This window comes from Xylanibacter rarus (genome assembly GCF_001275135.1).
Lineage (GTDB): Bacteria > Bacteroidota > Bacteroidia > Bacteroidales > Bacteroidaceae > Prevotella > Prevotella rara.
Genome location: NZ_LFQU01000004.1, coordinates 1 through 25,403, shown reverse-complemented (window position 1 = coordinate 25,403; position 25,403 = coordinate 1). Strand labels below are relative to the sequence as shown.

Below are 25,403 nucleotides of genomic sequence, written 5' to 3'. Positions count from 1 at the left end.
TCTTTTGCAGCCTGAAAGATGCCCTTTTGCAACGCGTTGATTGTCAGTGTGTTATGCCGCCTGTGCCTTGCCGTCTTACAGGCGGCCTGCCATTGCCTTGCGGCGGCTTGCCGGCAGGCACGGGAGCTGAGGTGGGGATAAACTAAAAAAATGGAGGTTAAAGTCCTGATAATCAAATTTTTTTATTAGTTTTGCAACCGTTGCGGCCGCTGCTGCCTGCTTGCGGCAGGATGACCGGCGGCGAGCCCGTTTATTTAACCCCAAAAACATCGAGATATGAAACAATATTCAGCCTTGCAGTTTATTCGCCGAGTTATGCTTATGATGCTTGTGGCATTGGCCCTGACGGGCTTGTCGTCGTGCCACGACGACGAAGACGCGCCGGAGGTTAAGCCCGAGCAGCGCACGCTGTTCATGTATTTCCCGTGGTCGACCAACCTGACCGACTACTTCTACGACAATATCCTTGCCATGGAAGAGGCCATCGCCAAGACCGGACTCGACAACGAGCGCGTGATAGTGTTCATATCAACAAGCTCATCAGAGGCCGAGATGTTCGAGATAACCTGCAACGGCGGAAAATGCACCCGCACCGAGCTGAAGACCTACGACAACCCCTCGCTCACCACGGCTGCCGGCATATCGGGCATACTAAGCGACATGAAGACCTTTGCCCCGGCCGACGTCTACGCCATGACCATAGGCTGCCACGGCATGGGATGGCTGCCCGTTGAGAGCAAATACAAGGCCAAGGGGCAGGCGCCTGCCTTCGTGCCGCATTACAGCGCCGACAAGGGCTACGCCATGACGCGCTACTTCGGCGGCGTTACGAGCGACGACCAGACAGACATATCAACGCTGGCCGACGCCATATCCGACGCCGGACTTAAGATGGAGTTCATACTCTTTGACGACTGCTACATGTCGTCGGTCGAGGTGGCTTACGACCTTCGCCACGTAACCGGCCACATCATAGCCTGCCCTACGGAGATAATGGCCTACGGAATGCCCTATGCCGAGATAGGCGCAAGCCTGCTCGGAGAGCCTGACTATAAGGCCATAGCCGACGGATTCTATGAATTTTATTCCAACTACGACTATCCCTACGGCACGCTCGGCATAACCGACTGCAGCCAGCTCGACGCCCTGGCAGAGATCATGAAACTGATAAACAGCCGCTACGAGTTCGACAGTCTGCAGCTCTACAGCCTGCAGCGCATGGACGGATACACGCCCGTGCTGTTCTTCGACTTCGGCGACTATGTTGAGCATCTTTGTCCCGACGAGGCTTTGCTCGCCGAGTTCAAGGCCCGCCTGGCTCGCGCCGTGCCCTATGCCGTGCACACAGAGCAGTATTATTCGTCATACAGGGGAGCCGTCGACATAAACACCTATTCGGGCATCACTACCTCGGAGCCGAGCACCCACTCGCTTGCCGCCGACGTGGTTGACACCAACTGGTATAAGGCCACCCACTGACACCGCCCGTGCCTGCCGCCGACGGCAGCCATGAGCCGCGCCGAAACAGTTGCGCAAGGCCTTCGAGGGGCTACATTCCACGAAAAAAGCGTTTTCGTTTTGTAGTCCGCCCGATTTATATTAACTTTGCCGTTCAAAAGGAAATAAAGTATTATTTACACTATATGGAAGATAAACATTTCAAGCGCACCACCGTAACCGCCGCCCTGCCTTACGCCAACGGCGGAGTGCACATCGGCCACCTGGCCGGAGTTTATGTGCCGGCAGACATCTATGTGCGCTATCTCAGACTTAAGAAACAAGACGTTAGATTCATCTGCGGAAGCGACGAGCACGGAGTGCCCATCACCATCCGCGCAAAAAAAGAAGGCATAACGCCGCAGCAGGTTGTAGACCGCTATCACGCAATGATAAAGAAGAGCTTTGCCGACCTCGGCATCTCGTTCGACATCTACAGCCGCACAACCTCTGACACACACTCAAAGGTTGCGTCAGACTTCTTCAAGAAGCTCTACGAAGAAGGCAAGCTCATCGAGAAAACCTCAATGCAGTATTACGACGAGGAGGCACATCAGTTCCTCGCCGACCGCTACATAACGGGCGAATGTCCTCACTGCCATAACCCGAAGGCCTATGGCGACCAGTGTGAGAAGTGCGGATCAGACCTCGACCCTACAGAACTCATCAATCCCAAGAGCGCCATCAGCGGCTCGCAGCCCGTGCTGAAGGAGACCAAAAACTGGTATCTGCCGCTCAATGAGTATCAGGACTGGCTCAAGCAGTGGATACTCGAGGGACACAAGGAGTGGCGCCCCAACGTCTACGGACAGTGCAAGTCATGGCTCGACCTCGACCTGCAGCCGCGCGCCATGACCCGCGACCTCGACTGGGGAATACCCGTCCCCGTCGACGGAGCAGAGGGCAAGGTGCTCTACGTATGGTTCGACGCCCCGATAGGCTACATCTCAAACACCCAGGAACTCATGCCCGAGGACTGGGAGAAGTGGTGGAAAGACCCCGAGACACGCCTCGTTCACTTCATCGGTAAGGACAACATCGTGTTCCACTGCATCGTGTTCCCCACAATGCTTAAGGCTCACGGAGGCTACATCCTGCCCGACAACGTACCTGCAAACGAGTTCCTCAACCTTGAGAACGACAAGATATCAACATCACGCAACTGGGCCGTATGGCTTCACGAATACCTCGAGGAGCTGCCCGGCAAGCAGGACGTGCTGCGCTATGTGCTGACAGCCAATGCGCCTGAGACAAAGGACAACAACTTCACATGGAAAGACTTCCAGGAGCGCAACAACAGCGAACTGGTGGGCATCTACGGCAACTTCGTAAACCGTGCGCTGCAGCTCACCAAGAAATACTGGAACGGCGTAGTGCCTGCCTGCGGCGAACTGCAGGACATCGACAAGCAGACCATCGAGGAGTTTAAGGACGTCAAGGCCAACGTTGAGCATCTGCTCGACAACTTCAAGTTCCGCGATGCCCTCAAGGAGGCCATGAACCTTGCACGCATCGGCAACAAGTACATAGCCGACTGCGAGCCTTGGAAGGTTGCAAAGACCGACATGAAGCGCGTGGAGACTATCCTCAACATATCTCTCCAGCTCGTTGCCAACCTGGCAATAGCCTTCGAGCCGTTCCTGCCTTTCAGCAGCGCAAAGCTCCGCAAGATGATAAACATCGAGCAGTTCGACTGGAATCAGCTTGGCTCTACCGACCTGCTCGAGGCCGGACATCAGCTTGCTGAGCCCGAACTGCTCTTCGAGAAGATTGAGGACGACGTCATAGAGTTCCAGCTCAAGAAGCTCGAGGAGACCAAGAAGGCCAACGAGGCTGCCAACTACAAGGCCAAGGAGATTAAGCCCAACATACCTTTCGAGGACTTTGAGAAGCTCGACATCCGCGTAGGTTTCATCAAGGCATGCGAGAAAGTGAAGAAAGCCGACAAGCTGCTCAAGTTCACTATCGACGACGGAAGCGGTCAGGACCGCACCATCGTCAGCGGCATTGCCAAGTTCTACAAGCCCGAAGATCTCGTGGGCAAGCGTGTCTGCTTCATCGCCAACCTTGCTCCGCGCAAGCTGAAGGGCATCGAGAGCCAGGGCATGATACTCTCTGCTGAGGACTTCGACGGCTCTCTGAGCGTCATTACAACCTCTGCCGACGTTAAGCCGGGCAGCCAGGTGTGCTGATGCATTGGGCATAACGCCGTGCGGGCGGCCATAGGGCACGCTGCGGCAGGGCTGACATTGCCTTACGGAAGACAACGTTATAGCATATAAAATATAACCGGATAATATAAAGACGCATGCTCCATGATGCTGGTGCATGCGTCTTTTATTTTTATGAATGCCGCCGCCGGAGGCCGCCAGTCATGCCTCTCAGGCGTCAATACATGCCCTGACATAACTTATTATGCCGCCGTTGTGCCGTTATTTCGTGCCGTGTTATTATCTTTGCGGCATGAAATATGTTTTCATGTTGATAGGTTCTGTGTCGCTGGTGCTGGGAGTTGCAGGCATATTTCTGCCCCTGCTGCCCACCACGCCCTTTCTTCTGCTTGCGGCGGCGATGTTCTTTCGCAGTTCGCCGCGTGCCTACAGATGGCTTCTCGGGCACAGATATCTCGGTCCGTACATACGCAGTTTCCGCGAGGACCGCAGCATACCGCTGCGCGCCAAGATAGTGGCTTTGTCGCTGCTGTGGCTCACGTCGCTTCATTGTGTGGTGCTGATATTCGACTCCTGGTGGCTGCGTGCCGCCATGCTTGCCGTTGCCCTGGGCGTGAGTTGCTATATCTTGTCGTTCAAGACGCGGCGTAATGCTGACTGAGGGCATTCCTTCAGTTGCCTTACTTGTTGCCTTCAGTCTTATTATGTAGGTGCTGAGCCATTGTTTCCGTTGTTTCTTTATCGGCGTAAATATATAAAATGCGACCGGCGTCGGTTCTATCCGTGATAGATTCTGACGGCCGGTCGCACTGCGATGTGTTGCGTTATAAATAACTTAAACTATTTATTGGTCTGGTCTATTCGTATCCGTTCTCCATTCCGTTCATGTTCTCAGAGCCTTCGTTGGCGCTGTTGTTGACCTTCTTCTTAGGTGCCTTTGCCTTCATATTACCGAAGTTCCATGTCAGCGAGAGGTTCACGGTGCGTCCGCTTCTCCAGTTTTTCTGATAGCGTGTGAAGGTGTCTGAGCTTGTGTAGTTCTCAAACTTGCGCGAGTTGAGCAGGTCGCGGCAGTTGATGGCGAGCGTCAGCTTCTTGTCGAGGAATGTCTTGCGCAGACCCAGGTCCATGCTGAAGTTGGCCTTGCGGTATCCCTGTGTGATCACCTGGCGTGCGCGGTAGCGTCCTGACAGCTGCAGAGATATGTCCCAGGGCAGCATCAGCGAAGCCTGCATGCGTGCGTTCCATGTAAAGTTGTTGTTGCTCTCGCCTGTAACGGTCTGGCCGTCCACGTCGTATGTAAAGCCGTCGAGCTTGTAGTAGTAGGCGTTTGCCGTGGTGGTGAGGTCGAGTATGCGGCATATTCTGTTCTTCAATACCAGTTCGAGACCGGTGCTCAGGCTGTTAGACACGTTCATGTAGGTCTGATACATCATGTTGTCCGTGCTGCTCTGATATTTTATCTGCTGTATGACGTCGCTTGTGGGACGATAGTATGCACTGACAAGCATTGAGTGAGCGTCCCATGTCTTCAGGTAGTTGAGCGAGAACGAGTTGCTGAACTCCGGGGTAAGTTCGGGGTTACCGAACGATATCATCGATGCGTCGCGTGTGTTCTTGAAGCTGTTGAGCTGGCCTCCCCACGGACGGCGCAGGCGGCGTGTATAGTTGAGCTGCAGCTGCTGTGTCTCGTCGAGCTGATAAGAGAGGAACACGCTCGGGAACAGTTCGAAGTAGTCTTTCTTGAACGGATTGTCGCGTTTCGATGGGTCGTGCTCCTGCTCGTAGGTGTAGCTTTCGGTGTTCACGCGCCAGTATTCGCCGCGCAGACCGGCCATTACGCCGAACTTGCCGAACTTCATCGTTGCCGTTGCATAGAGCGCGTGCAGGTCCATGTTGTAGATAAAGCGGTTATAGTAAGCCTCGTCTTCCACCTGGTTTACGCCGTCCCATGACGTGTCGTCGATAAAAGACTCCTGCGGAGAGTTCTCGCGGCTGAAGTTGCCTTGGTATCCTGCCTGAAGCATAATCTTGTCGGTTATGGGGTTCTCGTAGTCGAGTTTTACCTCCCACGACCTGTTGTTCATCAGCATCGGGCGGTTCTGGTAGTCGTATTCTGTGGGCAGCGGCTCGTCGATATACGTGGTGCTGTCCTGGTAGATGTTGCTCTGGTCCATCTTCCATCTGTTGAAGTCGACGGTGAAGTCGAGATAATGCTTGTCGGTAAAGTTGTGGCGGTAGTTGAATTCGCCGTAGTACATGTTCATGTCAGAGCTTCCCGACGAGCGGCGCAGCATGATGTAGCTGTCCTGCGGTGCGCCTATCGTACCATAGTGATACGGCGTTGTGCCTCCGTTCTTGTGTCCGCCGACCATTGTCATTCCGCTCAGTGTGAACTCGTCCTTGTCGGTTGCGCGGAAGGTTAGTCCGGCGCGTGCGAACATATTGTTGCCCATGCGGTCATTGTCGGCCGTGTACGACTGATATTCGTTTGTGTTGAGATACTCCTGATAGCTCATCGAGCCGCCGTCGTTGCTGCGGTGGCGGTAGCCCAGGCTTGCGTATCCCTCAAAGCGTCCGATGTTGAAGTTGATGTTGCCGTTCACGTTGGCGCTTCCGCGCGTGCTTCCTCCGGCCTGCACAGAGCCGTAGTATCCTGCCTGGCGGTTCTTCTTCAGTATGATGTTAATGATGCCGGCGCTTCCCTCGGCGCTGAATTTTGCCGACGGGTTGTCTATCACCTCTATTCTCTCGATGCTTTCAGAAGGCAGCTGCTGAAGGATTTCGGCGCGGTTGTCGCTTGTCAGTCCGCTTGCCTTTCCGTTGATCCACACCTCCACGCTGGTGTTGCCGCGCAGCGATATGTTGCCGTCTGTGTCTACCTCTACCGACGGGATGTTCTCCAGCACGTCTGTGGCGTCGCCTCCGGCATTGGTGATGTCCTGCGAAACGTCGAACGACTTACGGTCAACCTCGAGCCTCATTGTAGGCCTCTGTGCCGTCACCGTAACCTCTTCGAGCGTCTGGCTGTCGTCGTTCATGTAGATCTTCTTAAAGTTCATGTGCCTTTTGTTCTCAACTACGCTGAACGCTTTTTCAACCGTGGTGTAGCCTATGTAGGTAAGCTTCACGGTGTAGTTGCCATAGGGCAGCTTGTCGATGTAGAACAGGCCTTTCTCGTCTGAGATGGCACCTTTTACGAATTTTGATGTTGCACGGTTATACACAGCAACGTTGACGAAGGGCATAGCCTCTCCCGTCTGTGTATCCTCAACCTTTCCCCTTACGCTGCCTTGCGCATGGCATATGGCGGCGTATAATACTAACAGACTAAAAATAATAAGTTTCTTCATAACACCTATTGTGATGTTTCTAAGCGTGAAAAGTTTAATTGTTAATATGATTTTTCACATTTTATTTGGTTTTACGTCATAAACTGACTAACTTTGCAGTCGGATTGGTCTCATAGTTCAATGGATAGAACAAGTCTCTCCTAAAGATTAGATCCGAGTTCGATTCTCGGTGAGACCACTTTCAGAGCGGCATCCATGCGGTTGCCGCTTTTTGTTTTGCCGCCCTGCCGTATATGTGCATGCCGTAGCCGCTCTGGCCAGCGTGCCGTCAGGCAGCCGGGGCGTAGGCATGAGCGGCAGGCGAGGGCCTTGCGGCAGGTGCGTTGTGCCTCCGCTTTATATATACGCAACAGCCGCTGAATTGTGTCATAACATTATGATATTTTAACGTTGAGGCCGGTTTCAGCCTTTTGTTTTAACACATCGCGGAGCGCGTTTCGGCGTTTCACGGGGCCGTGTCTTGCCGCTCTAATGTCCGTTTTGTCATGTCCGTCATGCCGTTTATGGTCAGAAATTCCCCAAGCTCATCATTCTTTCATTGATTTTCGCCCCGTTTTTCAGTCAGAAAGGCATGCTCTTACGCTGCAAAAGGCATCCTTTTACGCCCTGAAAGCTATCCTTTCGCCTTGCAAAAGGTGGCCTTTCGCATTGCCGTTTCGTACCATTTGTCATGCCGTTTGCATAATGTGCTGATTAATAAGGTGTTATAAAACATGCCGTTTTTTCGTGTTTTTCATGCCAAAATACGTTCCGCTTTCAAAAATACGGCTGTCTTGGCATAGCCAATTAACTTATTTAACATCTTTTCGTTCCGTCGTCCTGAATACCCATAAATTATTATCCGCCCCGGCAAGTGTGTGCCTCTGCAGGGCCATAAAAATACCGATTTTTTGCTATTGCAGGCATTTTTATTTACAATTAACTTTGCAGCGGTTTTATTTATTAACGAAAATACTTGTCAAAGTGAAAGCAAAAGGCTTTAGATTAACGCTTATTTTAATTAATGTTCTTATATCGCTTACACTGCATGCGCAGACAGGCGGCAGCGGAACAATATCGGGAAAGATAGTAACAGACGGCAAGCAGGCAGTGGAATACGCCACGGTCAGGCTGAAGGGCACATCATACGGCGGCCATACAGACATGCAGGGCATATATCATATAACCGCCCCGGCAGGGCGCTACAGCCTTGTGGTGTCGGCCGTAGGATACAAGACCGTAGAGCAGACCGTCGCCATCGAGGCAGGCGTAAGGCAGAAGCTGAATGTCCGTATGAAGGAGGACGCCATACAGCTTGACGAGGTTTCGGTGGTGTCGGCAGGCGTAAGCAGAGTGAAAAACTCAGCCTACAACGCCGTGGCAGTTGACACCCGCGACATGCTCAACACCACCAAGACGCTGAGCGAGGCCCTCGCCAAGACGCCCGGACTAAAGCTCAGGGAGTCGGGCGGAGTAGGGTCGGACATGAACCTGATGCTCGACGGCTTCAGCGGCAAGCACGTAAAGATATTCATCGACGGCGTGCCGCAGGAAGGCGTGGGCAGCTCGTTCGGGCTGAACAACATACCCGTGAGCTTTGCCGACCGCATAGAGGTCTACAAGGGCGTGGTGCCCGTGGGCTTCGGCACCGATGCCATAGGCGGCGTTGTCAACATCGTAACCAACCGCAAGCGCCGCAGCTGGTTTCTTGACGCATCCTACTCGTATGGCTCATTCAATACACATAAGTCGTATATAAACTTCGGACAGACGTTCAAGAACGGCTTTACCTATGAGATAAACGCCTTTCAGAACTACTCCGACAACAGCTACCGCGTTGATGCTCCGGTGCTCGACTTCGGCTCGCAGAGCATCGACACAAAGACGCTCTACAGCGTAAAGCGCTTCAACGACACCTATCATAACGAGGCAGTGGTGGCAAAGTTCGGACTGACAGACAAGAGCTGGGCCGACAGGCTGATGTTCGGCTTCACCTATTCGCACATGTACAAGGAGATACAGACAGGCGTAAGACAGAAGACAGTGTACGGACAGAAACACCGCCACGGCTATTCGCTCATGCCGTCGATCGAGTATTCAAAGCGCGACCTCTTTGTCAAGGGGCTAAGCCTCGTGGCCACAGCCAACTATAACCGCAACTCAACCACCAACGTCGACACGGCAAGCTACCGCTACAACTGGCTCGGCGAGCGGCAGCGCACAAGTTCTCCGGGAGAGCAGTCGTATCTCTACTCGAGGGCAGACAACGACAACTGGAATGCCACTCTCAACATAACATACCGCATAGCGAGGATGCACACGCTGACATTCAACAACGTGTTCAATGCCTTTAGCCGCGACAACACGTCGCTTCTGTACGGACGAGAGGACAAAGACCCCATATCCAAGGACATGAGAAAGAACATAGCCGGACTCTCATACAGGCTCCTGCCTTCGGAAAAGTGGAACATCTCGCTCTTTGGCAAGTACTACCGCCAGTATGTGTCGGGGCCGGTGGCTGTCGACGAGAACGCAAGCAGCTATGTAAAAACCAGCCGTACGATAGACTCCTGGGGCTATGGCGCGGCCGGAACCTGTTTCATCGTTGACGGACTGCAGGCCAAGCTGTCGTATGAAAAGGCTTGCCGCCTGCCCACGATAGAGGAGATGTTCGGCGACGAAGACCTCGAGACGGGCAGCGTGCTCATACGTCCTGAGCGCAGCGACAACGTCAATCTCAGCCTCAGCTGGAGCAAGTCGTTCGGCAGTCACTCGCTTTACGTCGAGGGCGGACTGGTCTACCGCGACACGCGCGACTACATCCAGCGCAGCATTGCCGAGCTCAGCGGCAACCGCGAGGGTGCCTACTATGAGAACTACGGCAAGGTGAAGACAACCGGATTCAATCTTTCGGCACGCTACACCATGGGCCGCTGGCTCAGCATTGGCGGCAACTTCACCCGCATGGACGTGCGCGACAACGAGAAGATAATGGTGGGCAGCACCTCGGTGGCCAATCCCGTGTATAAGTCGCGCATGCCAAACGTGCCATGGCAGTTTGCCGATGCCGACGTAAACTTCTACTGGCACGACCTTCTGAAAGAAGGAAACATGCTCACAGTGACCTACGACAACCAGTATCTGCACAGCTTCTGTTACTATTCCGAAGGCGTGCAGGCCGTCAATCTGAGCGACTATATGGTGCCTACGCAGTTCTCCCACAACCTCACTCTTACCTACAGCATGTGCCGCGGACGCTACAACGTGTCGCTTGAGTGCCGCAACTTCACCAATGAGAAGCTCTACGACAACTTCAGTCTGCAAAAGGCGGGGCGCGCATTCTACGGCAAGGTGAGGATATATTTAGGCAGATGAGATGCCGGTTACACGAAGGATAAACGATAAAGTTAAACTAAATAATAAATTTAAGACAAATGAATAAGAACCGTTTCCTTGCCGGAATGCTGGCCATTGCTGCGTCCGGAGTTTTCTTTGCGTCATGTTCTGACGATGCCGCTGACGATGGCGGAGGTGCAGCTTCAGGCATTACGAACCCTTATGTGATAGCAACCACAGTCACAGGCTCTAACACCACGGCCAACATCCTCACCTCGGCAGCGTCGCTTGAGGGCGAGATAACGCCTTCGGGACTTGCCAACGACGGCGCCACCTACTGGGTGTTCCACGGCCGCAAGTATCTTTATGCGCTCAACTATCATCAGGGCGAGAGCGGCACAACCTACTCTTATGTGCGCAACAGCGCTACAGGTGCGCTTGAGCAGCGTGCCAAGGAGTATTACGTTACGCGCTTCACCACCTACGGCCTGTATGACAACTACATCATGACGACGTCGAGCGGCGACGGCAACGCGTCATGGGCCGACCCCGTTACGGGCTATCTGCCGCAGGCGTTCAAGGTGTCTTATCTCGATGTTGACAGCGAGACATTCGAGTCGAACACCGTTGCTACTGACGGCAACGATACTTCCGTGGCCGATGAAGACTATATCTGCGAGAACTTTCTGGGCAACGGCGAGTATGTAACTCTTGCCGGACTGGAGCAGGTGGGCAGCAAGATATACAGCGCAGCCGTGCCGATGGGACTGTCGCAGTATGGCTGCCAGCAGTTTACAGACGATGCCCGCACCCAGTATAAGTGGGTGCGCCCGGGCTATGAAGACCTTATCAAGACCGAGAGCGGCGGCACAAACAGCAGCGCTTACGACAAAGATGAACTGCAATGGACCCAGTGGCCCGACGAATGTTGGGTGGCTGTGTTTGCCGACAGGACGCTGAAGGAGAAGAAACTGATAAAGACCGACAAGATAAGTTATGCCTGCGGACGCAACAAGTCGCAGTATTATCAGATGGTATGGGCAACGGACGACGGCCGGTATGTCTACGTCATATCGCCCAGTTATGCCAAGACGATGGCCGATGCACGCCAGCAGACCACGCTGCCGGCAGGAGTGGTGCGCATAGACACGTCGACCGAGGACTTTGACGACTATTATTGCAACCTTGAGCAGCTGTCGCCCAACGGACTTCTGCGCAGTTGGTATATCGGCGGCGACAGCTTTCTGTTCCTTATGTATGATGCCCCGATAACCTCATCGGACAAGACTGCTAACCGCCTTGCCGTGTTCAATGCGTCGGCAAAGACTCTGACCGATGTCACGGGCCTGCCCTCTGACGTGTCAGGCTTCGGCTCAACGCCTTACATGGCCGACGGATATGCCTATGTGTCGGTGAACACCGGGTCGGGCTATCCTGCCATATGGAAGATTGATCCTGCCACAGGTGCGGCCACAAAGGGGCTCACCGTCAGCGGTGCAACCACAGTGACGGCCGTAGGACGCATTGACTGATCAGTGCTGATGATATGTCGCCGTCATGCAGGCGGAGGTCTGCCGGAGTGCATCTTAGCATGTTCCGGCAGATAATAATTTGACAGAAATGACGTTGAATAATAGTATATGAAAAAGATTTTCTTAAAGTTTCACTTGTGGCTTTCGGTGCCTTTCGGCATCATAGTCACGCTGATATGTTTCTCGGGCGCCATGCTTGTGTTTGAGCCCGAGGCCGTTAAGCTGCTTAGGCACGACATGCTGTATGTAGACAGACCTCAGCACACGGCGCTGCCGATAGAAAGTCTCGTGAGGAGCGTTGAGCAGACGCTGCCCGAAGACGTAAGGGTTACGGGCGTAACGATGTATGCCGACCCTGAGATGGCATGCAAGGTGAATCTCTCAAAGCCGCGCCGCGCTGCCGTGTATGTAGACCAGTATACGGGCGAGGTGAAGGGGCTGTATGAGCGGCCGGCGTTTTTCGAAACCATGCAGCGGCTTCACCGCTGGCTGTTAGACAACCGTGACGACAGCGGCGGAGTGTTCTGGGGCCGCACCGTTGTGGGCATATCCACCATTGTTTTTGTGCTGGTGCTGCTGTCGGGCGTGGTGATATGGTGGCCTAAGACGCGCCGCATGCTGCGCAACAGCCTGAAGATAACCGCATCGAAGGGCCGCCATCTGCTGTGGCGAGGTCTGCACGTGGCAGGCGGAATGTATGTCCTGCTGCTGTTGCTCGTCATGGCTCTTACCGGACTTACATGGTCGTTCCAGTGGTACAGCAAGGGCTTCTATGCCCTCTTCGGCGTCGGCGAGGTGCCCAAGAGCGGTGCCGTGGCATATGCCGAGCAGGCGAAGAAGGAAAAAAGCAAGGCGAAAGGAGACAGGAATAGGGCTGAAGGCGCGCGTGAAAAGGGCCGGAATGATGCTGCCGCGTGTGCCATGTGGCAGACTGCCTATGACGCCTTGCGCGCCCGCAACCCCGAATATGAGCAGATAACCGTGTCGGACGGTACGGCCGAGGTGGCTTTTGGCGGACTTGGCAACCAGCGTGCTGCCGACAAATATACGTTCGACAAGTCGACGGGCAGCATAACGTCGGCGTCGCCCTACGCCGATTCGGCAAGGTCGTCAAAGCTGCGCGGCTGGATAATGTCTGTCCACATGGGCACGTGGGGCGGTATGCTCACGCGCTTGCTGTGGTTCGTCGCCGCCCTGTTTGGCGCCACGCTGCCCCTTACGGGCTATTATCTGTGGATACGCCGCCTGCGCCGCCGTGTGCGATGATGATGTCTCGGATGGCGCAAACTGGGCGTATGTATTGAGTTAATGTAGGCGGCCGGACGGTTGGTTTATGCCGCGTCCTGATGTCATGGTATAGGCACGATTGTCCGGCGGACAGATATATATAAGATGAAAGGTGGTCTTTTGCATTCCAAAAGGCCACCTTTTGCCGTCTAAAAGGCCGTCTTTTGCCGTCTGAAAGATGACCTTTTATATTGTAAGCAATATGCTTTGTTTTGCTTAACGGTTTTCTTTTGTAGATATGTCGGCGGCAGATGCTGTAAGTATTAAGGCAAGTTTTGCTTACAGATTTTTGGCGTTTGCGGATTAGTCGGCCTCGTTTCCTGTCGTGCTTCATATTTTGATAATGTAAATATTGTCCCGTAAATAAAATAAAAGACTGTTCCACGTTCTTTTATTTTGTATTTCACTCAACTTGCATTAACTTTGAATAAGTTAAGCTTCGTCTCGGAAATAAAAACTAAAAGACTGTTTCACGTTCTTTATTTGTATTTCACTCAACTTGCATTAACTTTGAATAAGTTAAGCTTCGTCTACGGAAATAAAAATAAAAGACTGTTTCACGTTCTTTTATTTTGTATTTCACTCAACTTGCATTAACTTTGAATAAGTTAAGCTTCGTCTCGGAAATAAAAATAAAAGACTGTTTCACGTTCTTTTATTTTGTATTTCACTCAACTTGCATTAACTTTGAATAAGTTAAGCTTCGTCTCGGAAATAAAAATAAAAGACTGTTTCACGCCCTTTTATTTTGTATTTCACTCAACTTGCATTAACTTTGCAAGCATGTTGAAAAATATACTTTTAGTGGCCTTGGGCGGAGCCTGCGGCAGCGTGGCCCGCTATCTGCTGTCGAAGCTTGTGCAGGACAATGCACTGTCTAATTTCCCCTTCGGCACCATGACGGTCAACATTCTGGGATGCCTGCTGATAGGCATGGTCTACGGACTTGCGGAAAACAACATCAGTATAAGCCCTGCGCTGAAGCTTCTCCTCACGGTAGGCTTCTGCGGAGGATTCACCACGTTCAGCACGTTCATGAACGAGTCGCTCTCGCTCCTGCGTGCCGACAGCGCGGCCATGATGGCCCTTTATGTCGGCGGCAGCGTGGCGCTGGGACTGCTGGCCGTGTTTGCCGGATTGCAAATAATAAAACTAATATAAAATGAAGAAGACGTTTTCATCATTATGCTTGTGCACGCTGGCCCTCATGGCGGCCATGCTGACCTCCTGCAACAACAAGAAGTTTCATATAAACGGAACTGTCTCCGAGGCTAAAGACTCTGTGCTGTATCTTGAGAACATGAGTCTCGACGGACCGGTGGTGGTCGATTCGGTTAAGCTCGACGACAAAGGTGCCTTCAACTTCAGCGGAAAGGCTCCCGATGCTCCCGAGTTCTACAGGCTCAGAATAGCCGGACAGATAATCAACCTCAGCGTTGACTCAACCGAGACGGTTGACGTAAAGGCGTCGTATCCCTCTATGGCAACGGGATATACCGTTGACGGCTCGGCCGAATGTGCCACCATCAGAGAGCTCGCCCTGAAGCAGATAGACCTGCAGAACCGCGTGATAGCCGTACAGAACAACCCCAACCTGGGCTACGACCTTACGCGCGACAGCATCGGAAAGCTCGTGGCAGCATATAAGGAAGACATAAAGCGCAACTATATCTATAAGGCACCGATGCGCGCATCTTCGTATTTCGCCCTGTTCCAGACGCTCGGCAACATGCTGATATTCAACCCGCGCGAGAATGCCGACGACGTTAAGGTGTTTGCAGCGGTGGCAACAAGCTGGGACACTTATCATCCCGACGCCCTGAGAGGCAAGAACCTGCACAACATAGCCATAGAAGGCATGAAGAACGTGCGCATCATGCGCAACAAGATGGCAGCCCAGAACATCGACGCCAGCAAGGTGAACGTGTCTAACATCATAGACATCTCGCTGCTCGACAATCAGGGCAACCGCCGCAGCCTGACCGACCTGAAGGGCAAGGTGGTGATGCTCGACTTCCATGTCTTCGGCTCAAACGGCTCTACGAAGCGTATAATGGAGATGCGCGAGCTGTATAACAAATATCACGACCGCGGCTTCGAGATATATCAGGTGGCGTTCGATCCGGACGAACACTTCTGGAAAACGCAGACTGCCGCACTGCCCTGGATAAGCGTAAGAGACCCGCAGGGACTGCAGTCGCAGAACCTTGCCGCTTATAACGTGAGCAGCATACCAACCTTCTTCCTCATAGACCGCAACAACGAGGTGAAGAAGCGCGACTCGCAGATAACTGACATAGACGCCGAGATAAACGCCCTGCTTAACTGATATCAGAGGTAAGGCCAAGGCAAAAGAGTAAAGGCGGGTTCTATAAATTCGGAATAGACAGCATGACAGCAGCAAAGACAGTCATCGGAAGCCGGATTTATAGAACCCGCCTTAAATTATAACAGAGCGTTGAGGCTTTGCCCCCGCCTTGTGCATGATGACATTCAACATTTATAAATACGTGATAATAGAGATGAAGAACATTAGAAAAATTAGCTTGCTTACCTTCCTGCTGCTCGCATTTGCAGCCGTAAGGCTGTGCGCCGGGCGTCATTACACGGTGATAGTGTCGCTCGACGGATGCCGCTGGGACTATCCGATGATGTACGACACGCCGTTTCTCGACTCGCTCGGAAGCCGCGGCGTTAGCGCCGTTATGCGCCCGTCGTTCCCCTCGAAGACATTCCCCAACCACTATACGCTTGCCACAGGACTCGTGCCCGACCATCACGGAATAATAGCCAACAGGTTTTATGACGTGGCTTCGGGCCGCACCTACAGCATAAGCGACAAGGCAACGAGCAAGGACGGCTCGTTCTACGGAGGCGAACCGATATGGCTTACGGCAAAGCGGCAGGGCGTAAAGGTGGGCGTGGTCTACTGGCCAGGCTCTGATGTGGCCATCAAAGGCATGTATCCCGACTACTACAAGGACTATGCAAAGAAGCCTCTGCTGACATTTCCCGAACGACTTGACGAGGCAGAACGCCTGCTGACGCTGCCCGACAGCGTGCGCCCGCAGCTCGTGATGATATACTTTAACGAGCCAGACCACAGCGGACATTCGTACGGACCGGCATCAAAGCAGACGCGTAAGGCCGTCGAGGAGCTCGACTCGCTGATGTGTAGCCTGTACAAAAGGCTGCGCGCGCTGCCCTGCGGACAGGACATCAACTTCATTGTTACGTCCGACCACGGCATGGCATCCACGTCGCCCGAGCGCATAATACGCCTCTCAGAATATCTGAAACCCGAATGGTGTGAGCGCGTCATGGCAGACCTGCCCACGCTGATATTCCCCAATAAGGGGCACGAGGACGACATAATGAATGCCCTGAGGGGCGTGGCTCACATACGGACGTGGAAGAAGGATGAAGTGCCCGAGTGCTTCCATTACGGCACCAACCACAACATTGCGCCGATAGTGGTAATGCCTGACGTGGGCTGGGTGGTGTCGGAAGACGGCAGGGTGATACCCGGCAACCACGGATTCGACCCCTACAACTCAGAACTTAACGTGCCCTTCCGTGCCGAGGGGCCCGACTTCAAGCACGGATATGTGAAGACTGCCATGTTCGACAACACCTGCATATATCCTCTTCTGTCGCGTCTGCTGGGCATAGAGCCTGCCCCTTGCGACGGCAACATAGGCGACGTGGCGGATATGCTCGCGCCGGTTGGACAATAAAACCATATACATATATTCTTTGCGGAGGCAGTGCGGCGGCACGCCTCCGCTTTTTTTGTTCCGTCAGGTGCCGTGAATGTCAACCGTGAAGGACAGAATAAGCACGCAGAACGGGCGTTGAACGGCATTGAGACATCAAGTAACACAAAGGTAAACACATTGAAACGCTATTGTCAGACGATAGCAATGCCGGAGTAATCAGTGTTTTGTTACTTTGCGGCATAACAAGATAAAACATATAAAAGATGCTCGGAATTTTCAACGACTGCTTTCCGCCGATAATGGACGGGGTGTCTGTAACGGTGCAGAACTATGCGCGGTGGCTCAACCGCAAGTGCAACAACGTGTGTGTGGTGACGCCTTCGGTGCCCGGTACGGTGTATGATGAGGAGTTTCCCGTTTACAATTACTTCTCTCTGCCCATACCCATGCGCAAGCCTTACCGCATGGGCTTCCCGCGTGTCGACCTGCCTTTCCGCTCCCGTATAGGCAAAGTCGGCTTCTCGCTGGTGCATGCCCACAGTCCGTTTTCGTCGGGCAGGCTGGCGCTGAAGATTGCGCGCGAGCAGAACATCCCCATCGTTGCCACGTTCCACTCTAAATACCGGGCCGACTTTGAGCGCGCCATACCAAACAGGATGGTTGTCGACTATATGGTGAAAAACGTCGTCGACTTCTACAGTCAGGCCGATGAGGTGTGGATTCCGCAGGCATCTGTCGAGGAGACTCTGCGCGAATATGGCTACAAGGGCAGGGTGGAAGTGGTGGACAACGGCAACGACTTTGCCGCCGACACACGCACAGACCTGCTCAGAAGCGAAGGCCGCGCGATGCTCGGGGCAGGACGCTGCGAGCCGGTGCTGCTCTTCGTGGGGCAGCATATCTATGAGAAGAATCCGCAGCTCATCATCCGTTCGCTCGCCAACATGCGCGACCGCTCATGGCACATGTATTTCATTGGCACGGGATATGCCGCCGGCGAACTGCGGCAGATGGTGCAGTCAAAGGGACTTGACGACAGAGTGACGTTCCTCGGACAGATAACCGACCGCGAGAAGCTGAAGCGCTGTTATGCCGCTGCCGACGTGTTCCTTTTTCCGTCGCTCTACGACAACGCCCCGCTCGTGGTGCGCGAGGCGGCTGCCATGCACACGCCGTCGCTCATGGCGCAAGGCTCGACGGCTGCAAGCGTGATAAGAGACAACGTAAACGGCTTTTTGTGCAGTGCCGACGAGCAGGGCTTTACGGAGCGCCTGGTGCAGATTCTTGCCGACGATCGCCTGCGCCGTGCTGCCGGCGACAACGCACGCGCCACGCTGGCACGCTCATGGCAGGACATAGCCGACGAGGTCTACGACCGCTACATGCATCTCGTGCGCCGTCGCGGAGGCATGCTCTCGGCATGATTTCAAGGATGATTATACGGCCGTCTGCGTCGTGACGACGCCCGTGGCGGCATACATGATACAGCAAAAACCTTTATTTCTATACTATTTATGACACACATTCTAAGGCGTTGCCGGGCGGACAATGGTGCCGTCGGCAACGCCTTGTCAGTAAGATAGTTACAGACGGCTTTCCAAAAGACCGTCTTTTAGCCTCTGAAAGGTGCCCTTTCGGGCGCTGAAAGGGCATCTTTTGCAGCGCGAAACATGGCCTTTTGCAAAGCCGTCTGCGACATGATAAAAAATATTTACATATATCCCGGCTTTTCGTCCGTTCGGGCCATGCGCCCATCAGTTGTCGTTCTGTGATTCATGTGATGCGCCGTGGCGGCGCCGATGAAACCTCCATGTGGCAAAAAAGCCGCGCAGACGGACGAAAGAGCGTGAAAAAATGTATTAAAAGGCATAACTTTTTGCAAAGCCGGATAAAAATCTTATTTTTGCAGACTATATGGTACTGAATTATATTTGGATAGCATTTTTCGTGGTTGCCTTCGTCATAGCCTTGTTCAGGCTTGTGGTGATGGGCGACACCGAGGTGTTTCCCGAAATAATGAACTCCACGTTTGCCTCGTCCAAGACGGCCTTCGAGATATCCCTCGGCCTTACGGGCGTGCTGTCGCTGTGGCTCGGCATAATGAAGATAGGCGAGCGCGGCGGCGTGGTCAATGCGCTGGCAAGGGTGCTTAGTCCGGTGTTCACGCGCCTTTTTCCCGACATACCGAAGGGCCATCCCGTTACGGGCAGCATATTCATGAACATAGCCGCCAACATGCTCGGCCTCGACAATGCTGCCACTCCGCTCGGCCTCAAGGCCATGGAACAGATGCAGACGCTCAACACAAGGAAGGATACGGCAACGAATCCGATGATAATGTTCCTCGTGCTCAACACGTCGGGGCTAACCATCATCCCCGTTTCCATAATGGTCTACCGTGCCCAGATGGGCGCGGCACAGCCCACGGACATATTCATCCCCATACTCCTTGCCACGTTCTTCTCAACGCTGACGGGCATCATCGTCACCAGTATATACCAGCGCATCAACCTGCTTAACCGCGTGATGCTGCTCACTCTGGGCGGCCTTTGCGTTGCGGTGGCAGCCGTGATGTGGGGCTTCGGCAGGCTCGACAAGGAGCAGATGAACATCGTGAGCACGTCGGTGGCCAACATTCTGCTGTTCACCATCATCATAACATTCATCCTTGCAGGAGTCAGAAAGAAGGTGAACGTCTATGATGCGTTCATCGAAGGTGCCAAGGACGGCTTCTCGACGGCCGTGAGGATAATACCTTATCTGGTGGCAATACTCGTTGGAATCGGCGTTTTTCGCGCCTCGGGAGCCATGGATATGCTCATAGGCGGCATAAAATGGGTGGTTGAGGCCTGCGGTGGCAACACCGACTTTGTGGGCGCATTGCCCACGGCACTGATGAAACCGCTGTCGGGCAGCGGTGCGCGCGGCATGATGGTGGACGCCATGACAACCTACGGCGCCGACTCGTTCGTGGGCCGTCTGAGCTGCATCTTCCAGGGATCAACCGACACCACGTTCTATATCCTTGCCGTATATTTCGGCAGCGTGGGCGTAAGATACACCCGCCACGCCGTGGCCTGCGGTCTTCTGGCCGACCTTGCCGGCGTGATAGCGGCCATAGCCATATGCTATATGTTTTTCGGATGATGCCGCAGGGCAGTAAGAAGGGCATTAATATGATGTCAGAAAATATAACTTATTAGATATTATGAGTAATCTTAAAGGTCTTGCAAAAGACACGGCCATCTACGGACTGAGCAGCATCGTGGGCCGTTTTCTCAACTATCTGCTCGTGCCTCTCTACACCGCCAAACTCTCGGCGGCAAGCGGCGGCTACGGGGTTATAACCAACGTGTATGCCTATACGGCGCTGCTGCTCGTCATCCTTACCTACGGTATGGAGACAACCTTCTTCCGCTTTGCCAACAAAGAGGGCGAAAATCCGCAGAAAGTATACTCAACCACGCTCATGGCAGTAGGCTTCACGTCGCTCCTGTTCGTGGCATTGGTGCTGGCGTTCATAGGTCCCATTTCATCGGCTATGGGCTATGCAGAGCATCCCTCATATGTATGGGTTATGGCAATAGCCGTTGCGCTCGACGCGTTTCAGTGCATCCCGTTTGCATATCTGCGCTACAAGAAGCGCCCGATAAAGTTTGCCGCGCTCAAGCTCTTTAACATCGTGCTTACCATTGCACTCAACCTTGTGTTCTTCCTGCTGCTGCCCGCGCTCTACGAAAATGGCGGAAACGGCGGTTTCATCGGCAATATCTACAGTCCGGAGGTGGGCGTAGGCTATGTGTTCTACATCAACCTGTTCTGCTCAGCCTCGCTTATGTTCCTGCTTGTCAAGGAGCTTACGGGCTTCAAATACACCTTTGACCGCGCCCTCATGCGCCGCATGCTGTCTTACAGCTGGCCCATCCTGGTGCTCGGCATTGCCGGAATACTTAATCAGACGGCCGACAAGATACTCTTTCCCTATATCTACAAGAACGCCGATGCTCACTCGCAGCTCGGCATCTACGGCGCCGCCAGCAAGATAGCGATGATCATGGCCATGATAACTCAGGCGTTCCGCTATGCCTACGAGCCGTTCGTGTTCGGCAAGGCGAAGGACAAAGACAACCGCGAAACCTACGCCAAGGCCATGAAGTATTTTGTTGTCTTCACCCTTCTGGCATTCCTCGTAGTGATAGGATATATGGACATTCTGCGCCATCTCATCGGCCGCGACTACTGGAGCGGACTCAAGGTGGTGCCCATCGTGATGGCGGCAGAGATAATGATGGGCGTATATTTCAACCTGTCGTTCTGGTATAAACTCATCGACAAGACCATCTGGGGCGCCTGGTTCTCCGGGGCAGGCTGCCTGGTGCTCATCCTTGTCAATGTGATATTCGTGCCCCGCTTCGGCTACATTGCCTGTGCGTGGGGCGGATTTGCAGGCTACGGCACGGCCATGCTGCTCTCTTACTTCGTAGGACAGAAGCATTATCCGATAGCCTATCCCGTCAAAGACATCATGCTCTATGTGGGCGTGGCCCTCGTTATGTTCGTTGCCATGCGCTTTGCCAACGCCGATCTGCCCGTATGGGCTGCCCTTGGCGTCAACACACTGCTCATAGTGATGTTCATGGCAATGATCGTTAAGCGCGACTTCCCGCTCTCCGGGCTTCCCGTCGTCGGCAAATACTTCCGCAAGTAGCGTGCCGCACGGTGCCCCTTGCGCCGTCTGTGGCGATGCGGGACGTCAGTGACCGTAACAGATAATAATAATATAATCGACAATTATCCTTAATCCTTTTAAAACATACACAATGAAAAAAGCAAAAGCTCTATTACTTTCAGCGCTCATGGCGGCTGCCCCCATGGCTCATGCTGACGAAGGAATGTGGACGCTCTACAACCTGCCACAGGCTGTTTACGACCAGATGAAATCTTACGGTTTCAGTCTTCCTTACAACGACATTTATGGCAGCAAGGACGCCATCAAGAACTCTGTAGTGCTCTTTGGCGGCTTCTGCTCGGGCGTGGTTGTATCGCCCGACGGCCTTGTATTCACCAACCATCACTGCGGTTTTGAGGCAATACGCAGCCACTCTACCGTGGAGCACGACTACATGCTCAACGGCTTCTATGCCAAGAGCTATGAAGAAGAGCTTCCTAACGAAAACCTCTTCGTTAGTTTCATGGTTAAGCAAGAGGACGTAAGCCAGCGCCTCAAGGCTCTCGGCATCGACAAACTGTCTGACGAGGAGGCCACACAGCTCATCGACTCTGTTGCCGCCGCTATGACAGAAGAGGCACGTCAGGCCGACAAGGGTCTTCACGTGGAGATTGACCCGTACTATGAAGGCAACCAGTATTTTGCCACTACATACCGCATGTTTACCGACGTGCGCCTCGTTTTCACCGTACCTAAGTCTATGGGTAAGTTCGGTGGCGAGACAGACAACTGGATGTGGCCGCGCCAGACATGCGACTTCAGCGTGTTCCGTATATATGCCGACCCGAAGACTAACGGCCCGGCAGAATATTCTAAGGACAATGTGCCCTACAAGGCACCTCACTGGGCACAGGTTTCGCTCGACGGATACAAGGACGGCGACTTCGCAATGACTGTTGGTTATCCCGGCAGCACCGAGCGTTATCTCTCTTCTTACGGCATCAAGGAGATGCGCGACGCAGGCAATGCAACACGTGTGCAGGTGCGCGGCGTAAAGCAGGAGATAATGAAGCGCCACATGCAGGCCGACGAGGCTGTGCGCATCAAGTATGACTCTAAGTACGCACAGAGCGCCAACTACTGGAAAAACTCTATGGGCATGAACAAATGTATCGATTCTATCGGTATCATCGGCCAGAAACAGGCTTATGAGAAACTTATCCGCCAGTATCAGGAGAAGACAGGATACCTGCAGGGCAAGCTCGACTTCGACAAGATGGCCAAGCTCTACGGCGAGCGTTTCGACCGCATGCGTGCATTCTATTACTGGTATGAAACATTCAACGGAACATGCGAGCTGACATCACGCGCGCTCAAATACTGCAACGGCATGGAGGCCAAGGGCTCAGAGAAAGACTCGCTGAAGATGTACAACGAGTTTGAGGACAACAGCGACGCATGGGACGAGGCACTGGATAAAGAGGTGTTCTCTGTGCTGCTCCAGAACTACCGCGAGCACGTAGACAAGCAGTATCTGCCGTCGTTCTACACAACAATCGACAAGAAGTTCAAGGGCAACTGCAAGGCTTATGTTGACTATCTCTACAAGAAGTCTATCCTCATGAAGAAGGGCGCAAAGATCTACTTCAACAAGAAGGGTACAGAGAAAGACCCGGGCATACAGCTCGGACTGTCGCTCCAGAAGTATCTTGCCGACCAGAAGGAGGCTCTTGGAACACTCAGCGACTCGATAGCTCTGCAGGAGAAATATCTCTGCGCCGCACGTCTGCGCATGGAAGAGGATATGCCTCACTACAGCGACGCCAACATGACAATGCGCCTCAGCTACGGACGCGTTGGCGGATTCACCATGAACGGCTCGCCTTCAGGCTACTATACAACAGCCGAGAGCATCGTCAAGAAGATGAAGACCAGCGACAACTTCTCTGACTATTATGCAGAGCCTATCATGTCTGAACTCCTTTCAGCCAAGGACTTCGGCAAGTATCAGGACAAGACAACGGGCAAGATGCAGCTCTGCTTCCTGACAAACAACGACATCACCGGCGGTAACAGCGGCTCGCCTATGTTCAACGGCAAGGGCGAACTCATCGGTCTGGCCTTCGACGGCAACTGGGACAGCCTGTCAAGCGACATCTACTTCGAGAAGAACCTGGCACGCTGCATCGGTGTTGACATCCGCTATGTCATCTTCATGATGGACAAGTGGGGCCACGCTGACCGTCTGCTCAAGGAAATGAACGTAGAGTAATGCTCTCTGCGTAAATATAAAATACCGTTGTGATAACGGATTTGTCTTTCATATGATTTAGCTATGGCGCGCCGCTTTTGCGGCGCGCTTTTTTATGTCTTATGCCTGCGAGGCCTGGCCAGGGCCTTCTCGTGGTCTATGGGAGATATAAACCTTATTGTTACTATTGCGCATTGTGGCGGAGATAATAGGCCTTCAGACAGAAAAATCGCCGTTTCATCGCATCCGTGAAGCCTCTGTCGTGCGCCTGTTATGACCGTAAATGCCGCGCTGACGAAAATAATTTGCGCCTATAATGTTTTTTAGATGTTTTGAGAGAAGAGTTTGGCCGTAACTGATTAAATTTGCAGAAACAATATTTTAGCTTATGAAAAAACTTATTTTTGCGCTCTTCGTGAGCCTCGTTCCGCTGCTGTTGCCGGCGCAGACCGACTCAACATTCAACGTTACCCTGCACAACGACGAATATAAAATATACATAACGATGAATCTCTACGACAAGAACGTGGACGTGCCGGGGCAGGCCGTGCTGGGCAAGGTGGACGGATTCATCGCCTCTAAGCAGAGCACGGGCAAGTGGATTATCGTGTCGTCGCAGATTAAAAGCAAGAATGAGGCCGAGATAGAAGTAATCAACGACTACGGCAGCGAGGACTTCACGGCCGTGATAAAGCGCAACTCTGACGGCACCTACTCGTACACCAAGAAGGGCGGAAGCACGCTGAAGTTTGCCGTAAGAGGCAAATGGCAGAAGATTCCCGGCAGTGTCGAGTTCGTGAAATAGCCGATTTCATCGTATTTTCACCTTGATACATAACCATGTATTGTGCTTTACAGGAGCGCAATACATGGTTTTCGTTTCCCTGAACCTATTATAATAAAGCCGCGGGCTCACCCGGTGTGTGGCTTTGTCATTGCATGCACAAAATAAATAAAGCTATGTGTGGTCTGATGACAGATTTGTTCTAAACTGAAAAATGTTTACACTCTGCGTGTATAGAGTTTTCTGTAAAATAGAAATCCGATGTATAACAAACGTTAAAGAATGGCCTATATGTGTTCTGTTCTTTTAACTTTCGTTTATGCTTGATGCCCGATTTTGTGCCAAAATCATGATTTTTACATCATAAAACCATTGCTTTTGCATTGTGAAAGGCATGCTTTCGGATGGTAAACGGGCCGTTTTCGAGTGGTAAACGTGCCTGTTATGTTTTTTAACAAATGCGTTTTTCTTTATGAAAACACATAACATGCTGTATGTCAATAGTTTAACTTGAAAGCTGCATTTTGTGCATTTTTTAGTCCAAACCTCGATGTTGCGGAGAGTACGGGCATTCTGAGAGCGTCAAAATCAAAAAGTTTTCTGTTTGTCAGGACAAAACAAGAGTGTTGGCGACCATGATAAACCCAGACCGGTCATTAGGCCGTATATAGCTTTATATTTGTGCTTTTTGTCCGCTTTTCTTTACATAGCCCGCCATGTCTGCTAAATATTTAAAGAGAATCAGCTCAATATAAAGTAAGAAAACGGACAGAACAATAACTCCCGGTCTGTGCTAAATATACAGTAGGGATAAGGCCTTGATTA

At 52.8% G+C, this 25,403-nt stretch carries 15 protein-coding genes and 1 tRNA gene; 15 read left to right on the top strand and 1 reads right to left on the bottom strand.

Translation table 11 applies throughout. From position 1 onward, the window contains the following. The first annotated feature begins 276 nt into the window (after positions 1 to 276). From ACU52_RS03530 to ACU52_RS03520, 3 genes are all read left to right on the top strand, one after another. Positions 277 to 1,479, top strand: coding sequence for a clostripain-related cysteine peptidase (locus ACU52_RS03530; protein ID WP_053397784.1), 1,203 nt, complete (start codon positions 277 to 279; stop codon positions 1,477 to 1,479). Between the two features lie 143 nt (positions 1,480 to 1,622). After that, positions 1,623 to 3,689 (top strand): methionine--tRNA ligase, encoded by a 2,067-nt coding sequence (metG, locus tag ACU52_RS03525; protein WP_394330566.1) that lies wholly within the window; start codon positions 1,623 to 1,625, stop codon positions 3,687 to 3,689. Positions 3,690 to 3,960: 271 nt separating this feature from the next. Then, a complete protein-coding gene (locus ACU52_RS03520; protein WP_053397848.1) occupies positions 3,961 to 4,329 on the top strand; it encodes a YbaN family protein in 369 nt (122 codons plus the stop codon). A 196-nt stretch (positions 4,330 to 4,525) separates the two neighbouring features. Here ACU52_RS03520 and ACU52_RS03515 read toward each other — a convergent pair whose 3' ends face one another. Continuing rightward, the gene (locus tag ACU52_RS03515; protein WP_053397782.1) at positions 4,526 to 7,021 is read right to left on the bottom strand and encodes a TonB-dependent receptor; all 2,496 of its coding nucleotides are present in this window, start codon (positions 7,019 to 7,021) and stop codon (positions 4,526 to 4,528) included. Positions 7,022 to 7,127: 106 nt separating this feature from the next. Between ACU52_RS03515 and ACU52_RS03510 the strand changes: the two genes are divergently transcribed. The 12 genes from ACU52_RS03510 (at position 7,128) to ACU52_RS03455 (ending at position 24,599) form a co-directional block, all read left to right on the top strand. Next, a tRNA-Arg gene (locus tag ACU52_RS03510) sits at positions 7,128 to 7,199 on the top strand. A gap of 785 nt (positions 7,200 to 7,984) precedes the next feature. Continuing rightward, on the top strand, positions 7,985 to 10,375 hold the full coding sequence (locus ACU52_RS03505) for a TonB-dependent receptor (RefSeq protein WP_394330565.1): 2,391 nt from the start codon (positions 7,985 to 7,987) through the stop codon (positions 10,373 to 10,375). Positions 10,376 to 10,434: 59 nt separating this feature from the next. Further along, on the top strand, positions 10,435 to 11,868 hold the full coding sequence (locus ACU52_RS03500; RefSeq protein ID WP_053397781.1) for a DUF4374 domain-containing protein: 1,434 nt from the start codon (positions 10,435 to 10,437) through the stop codon (positions 11,866 to 11,868). Between the two features lie 108 nt (positions 11,869 to 11,976). Next, the gene (locus tag ACU52_RS03495) at positions 11,977 to 13,134 is read left to right on the top strand and encodes a PepSY-associated TM helix domain-containing protein (protein WP_053397780.1); all 1,158 of its coding nucleotides are present in this window, start codon (positions 11,977 to 11,979) and stop codon (positions 13,132 to 13,134) included. 804 nt (positions 13,135 to 13,938) lie between these two features. Beyond that, positions 13,939 to 14,316: a fluoride efflux transporter CrcB gene (crcB, locus tag ACU52_RS03490; protein WP_021855995.1), complete on the top strand. Its 378-nt coding sequence runs from the start codon at positions 13,939 to 13,941 to the stop codon at positions 14,314 to 14,316. Between the two features lies 1 nt (position 14,317). Next, positions 14,318 to 15,484, top strand: coding sequence for a TlpA disulfide reductase family protein (locus tag ACU52_RS03485; RefSeq protein WP_053397779.1), 1,167 nt, complete (start codon positions 14,318 to 14,320; stop codon positions 15,482 to 15,484). Between the two features lie 193 nt (positions 15,485 to 15,677). Next, positions 15,678 to 16,892 (top strand): alkaline phosphatase family protein, encoded by a 1,215-nt coding sequence (locus ACU52_RS03480; RefSeq protein WP_053397846.1) that lies wholly within the window; start codon positions 15,678 to 15,680, stop codon positions 16,890 to 16,892. A gap of 245 nt (positions 16,893 to 17,137) precedes the next feature. Then, positions 17,138 to 18,298 carry a glycosyltransferase gene (locus ACU52_RS03475; protein ID WP_053397778.1) on the top strand — a complete coding sequence of 387 codons (1,161 nt, stop codon included), beginning with the start codon at positions 17,138 to 17,140 and terminating at the stop codon, positions 18,296 to 18,298. Between the two features lie 490 nt (positions 18,299 to 18,788). Beyond that, positions 18,789 to 20,021, top strand: coding sequence for a nucleoside recognition domain-containing protein (locus tag ACU52_RS03470; protein ID WP_053397777.1), 1,233 nt, complete (start codon positions 18,789 to 18,791; stop codon positions 20,019 to 20,021). Positions 20,022 to 20,082: 61 nt separating this feature from the next. Next, complete coding sequence (locus ACU52_RS03465) at positions 20,083 to 21,582, top strand: oligosaccharide flippase family protein (RefSeq protein WP_053397776.1); 1,500 nt, start codon at positions 20,083 to 20,085, stop codon at positions 21,580 to 21,582. A gap of 112 nt (positions 21,583 to 21,694) precedes the next feature. Beyond that, positions 21,695 to 23,815, top strand: a complete 2,121-nt coding sequence (locus tag ACU52_RS03460) for a S46 family peptidase (protein ID WP_021855989.1) — start codon at positions 21,695 to 21,697, stop codon at positions 23,813 to 23,815. Positions 23,816 to 24,182: 367 nt separating this feature from the next. Next, complete coding sequence (locus ACU52_RS03455; RefSeq protein ID WP_053397775.1) at positions 24,183 to 24,599, top strand: hypothetical protein; 417 nt, start codon at positions 24,183 to 24,185, stop codon at positions 24,597 to 24,599. Positions 24,600 to 25,403 lie beyond the last annotated feature (804 nt).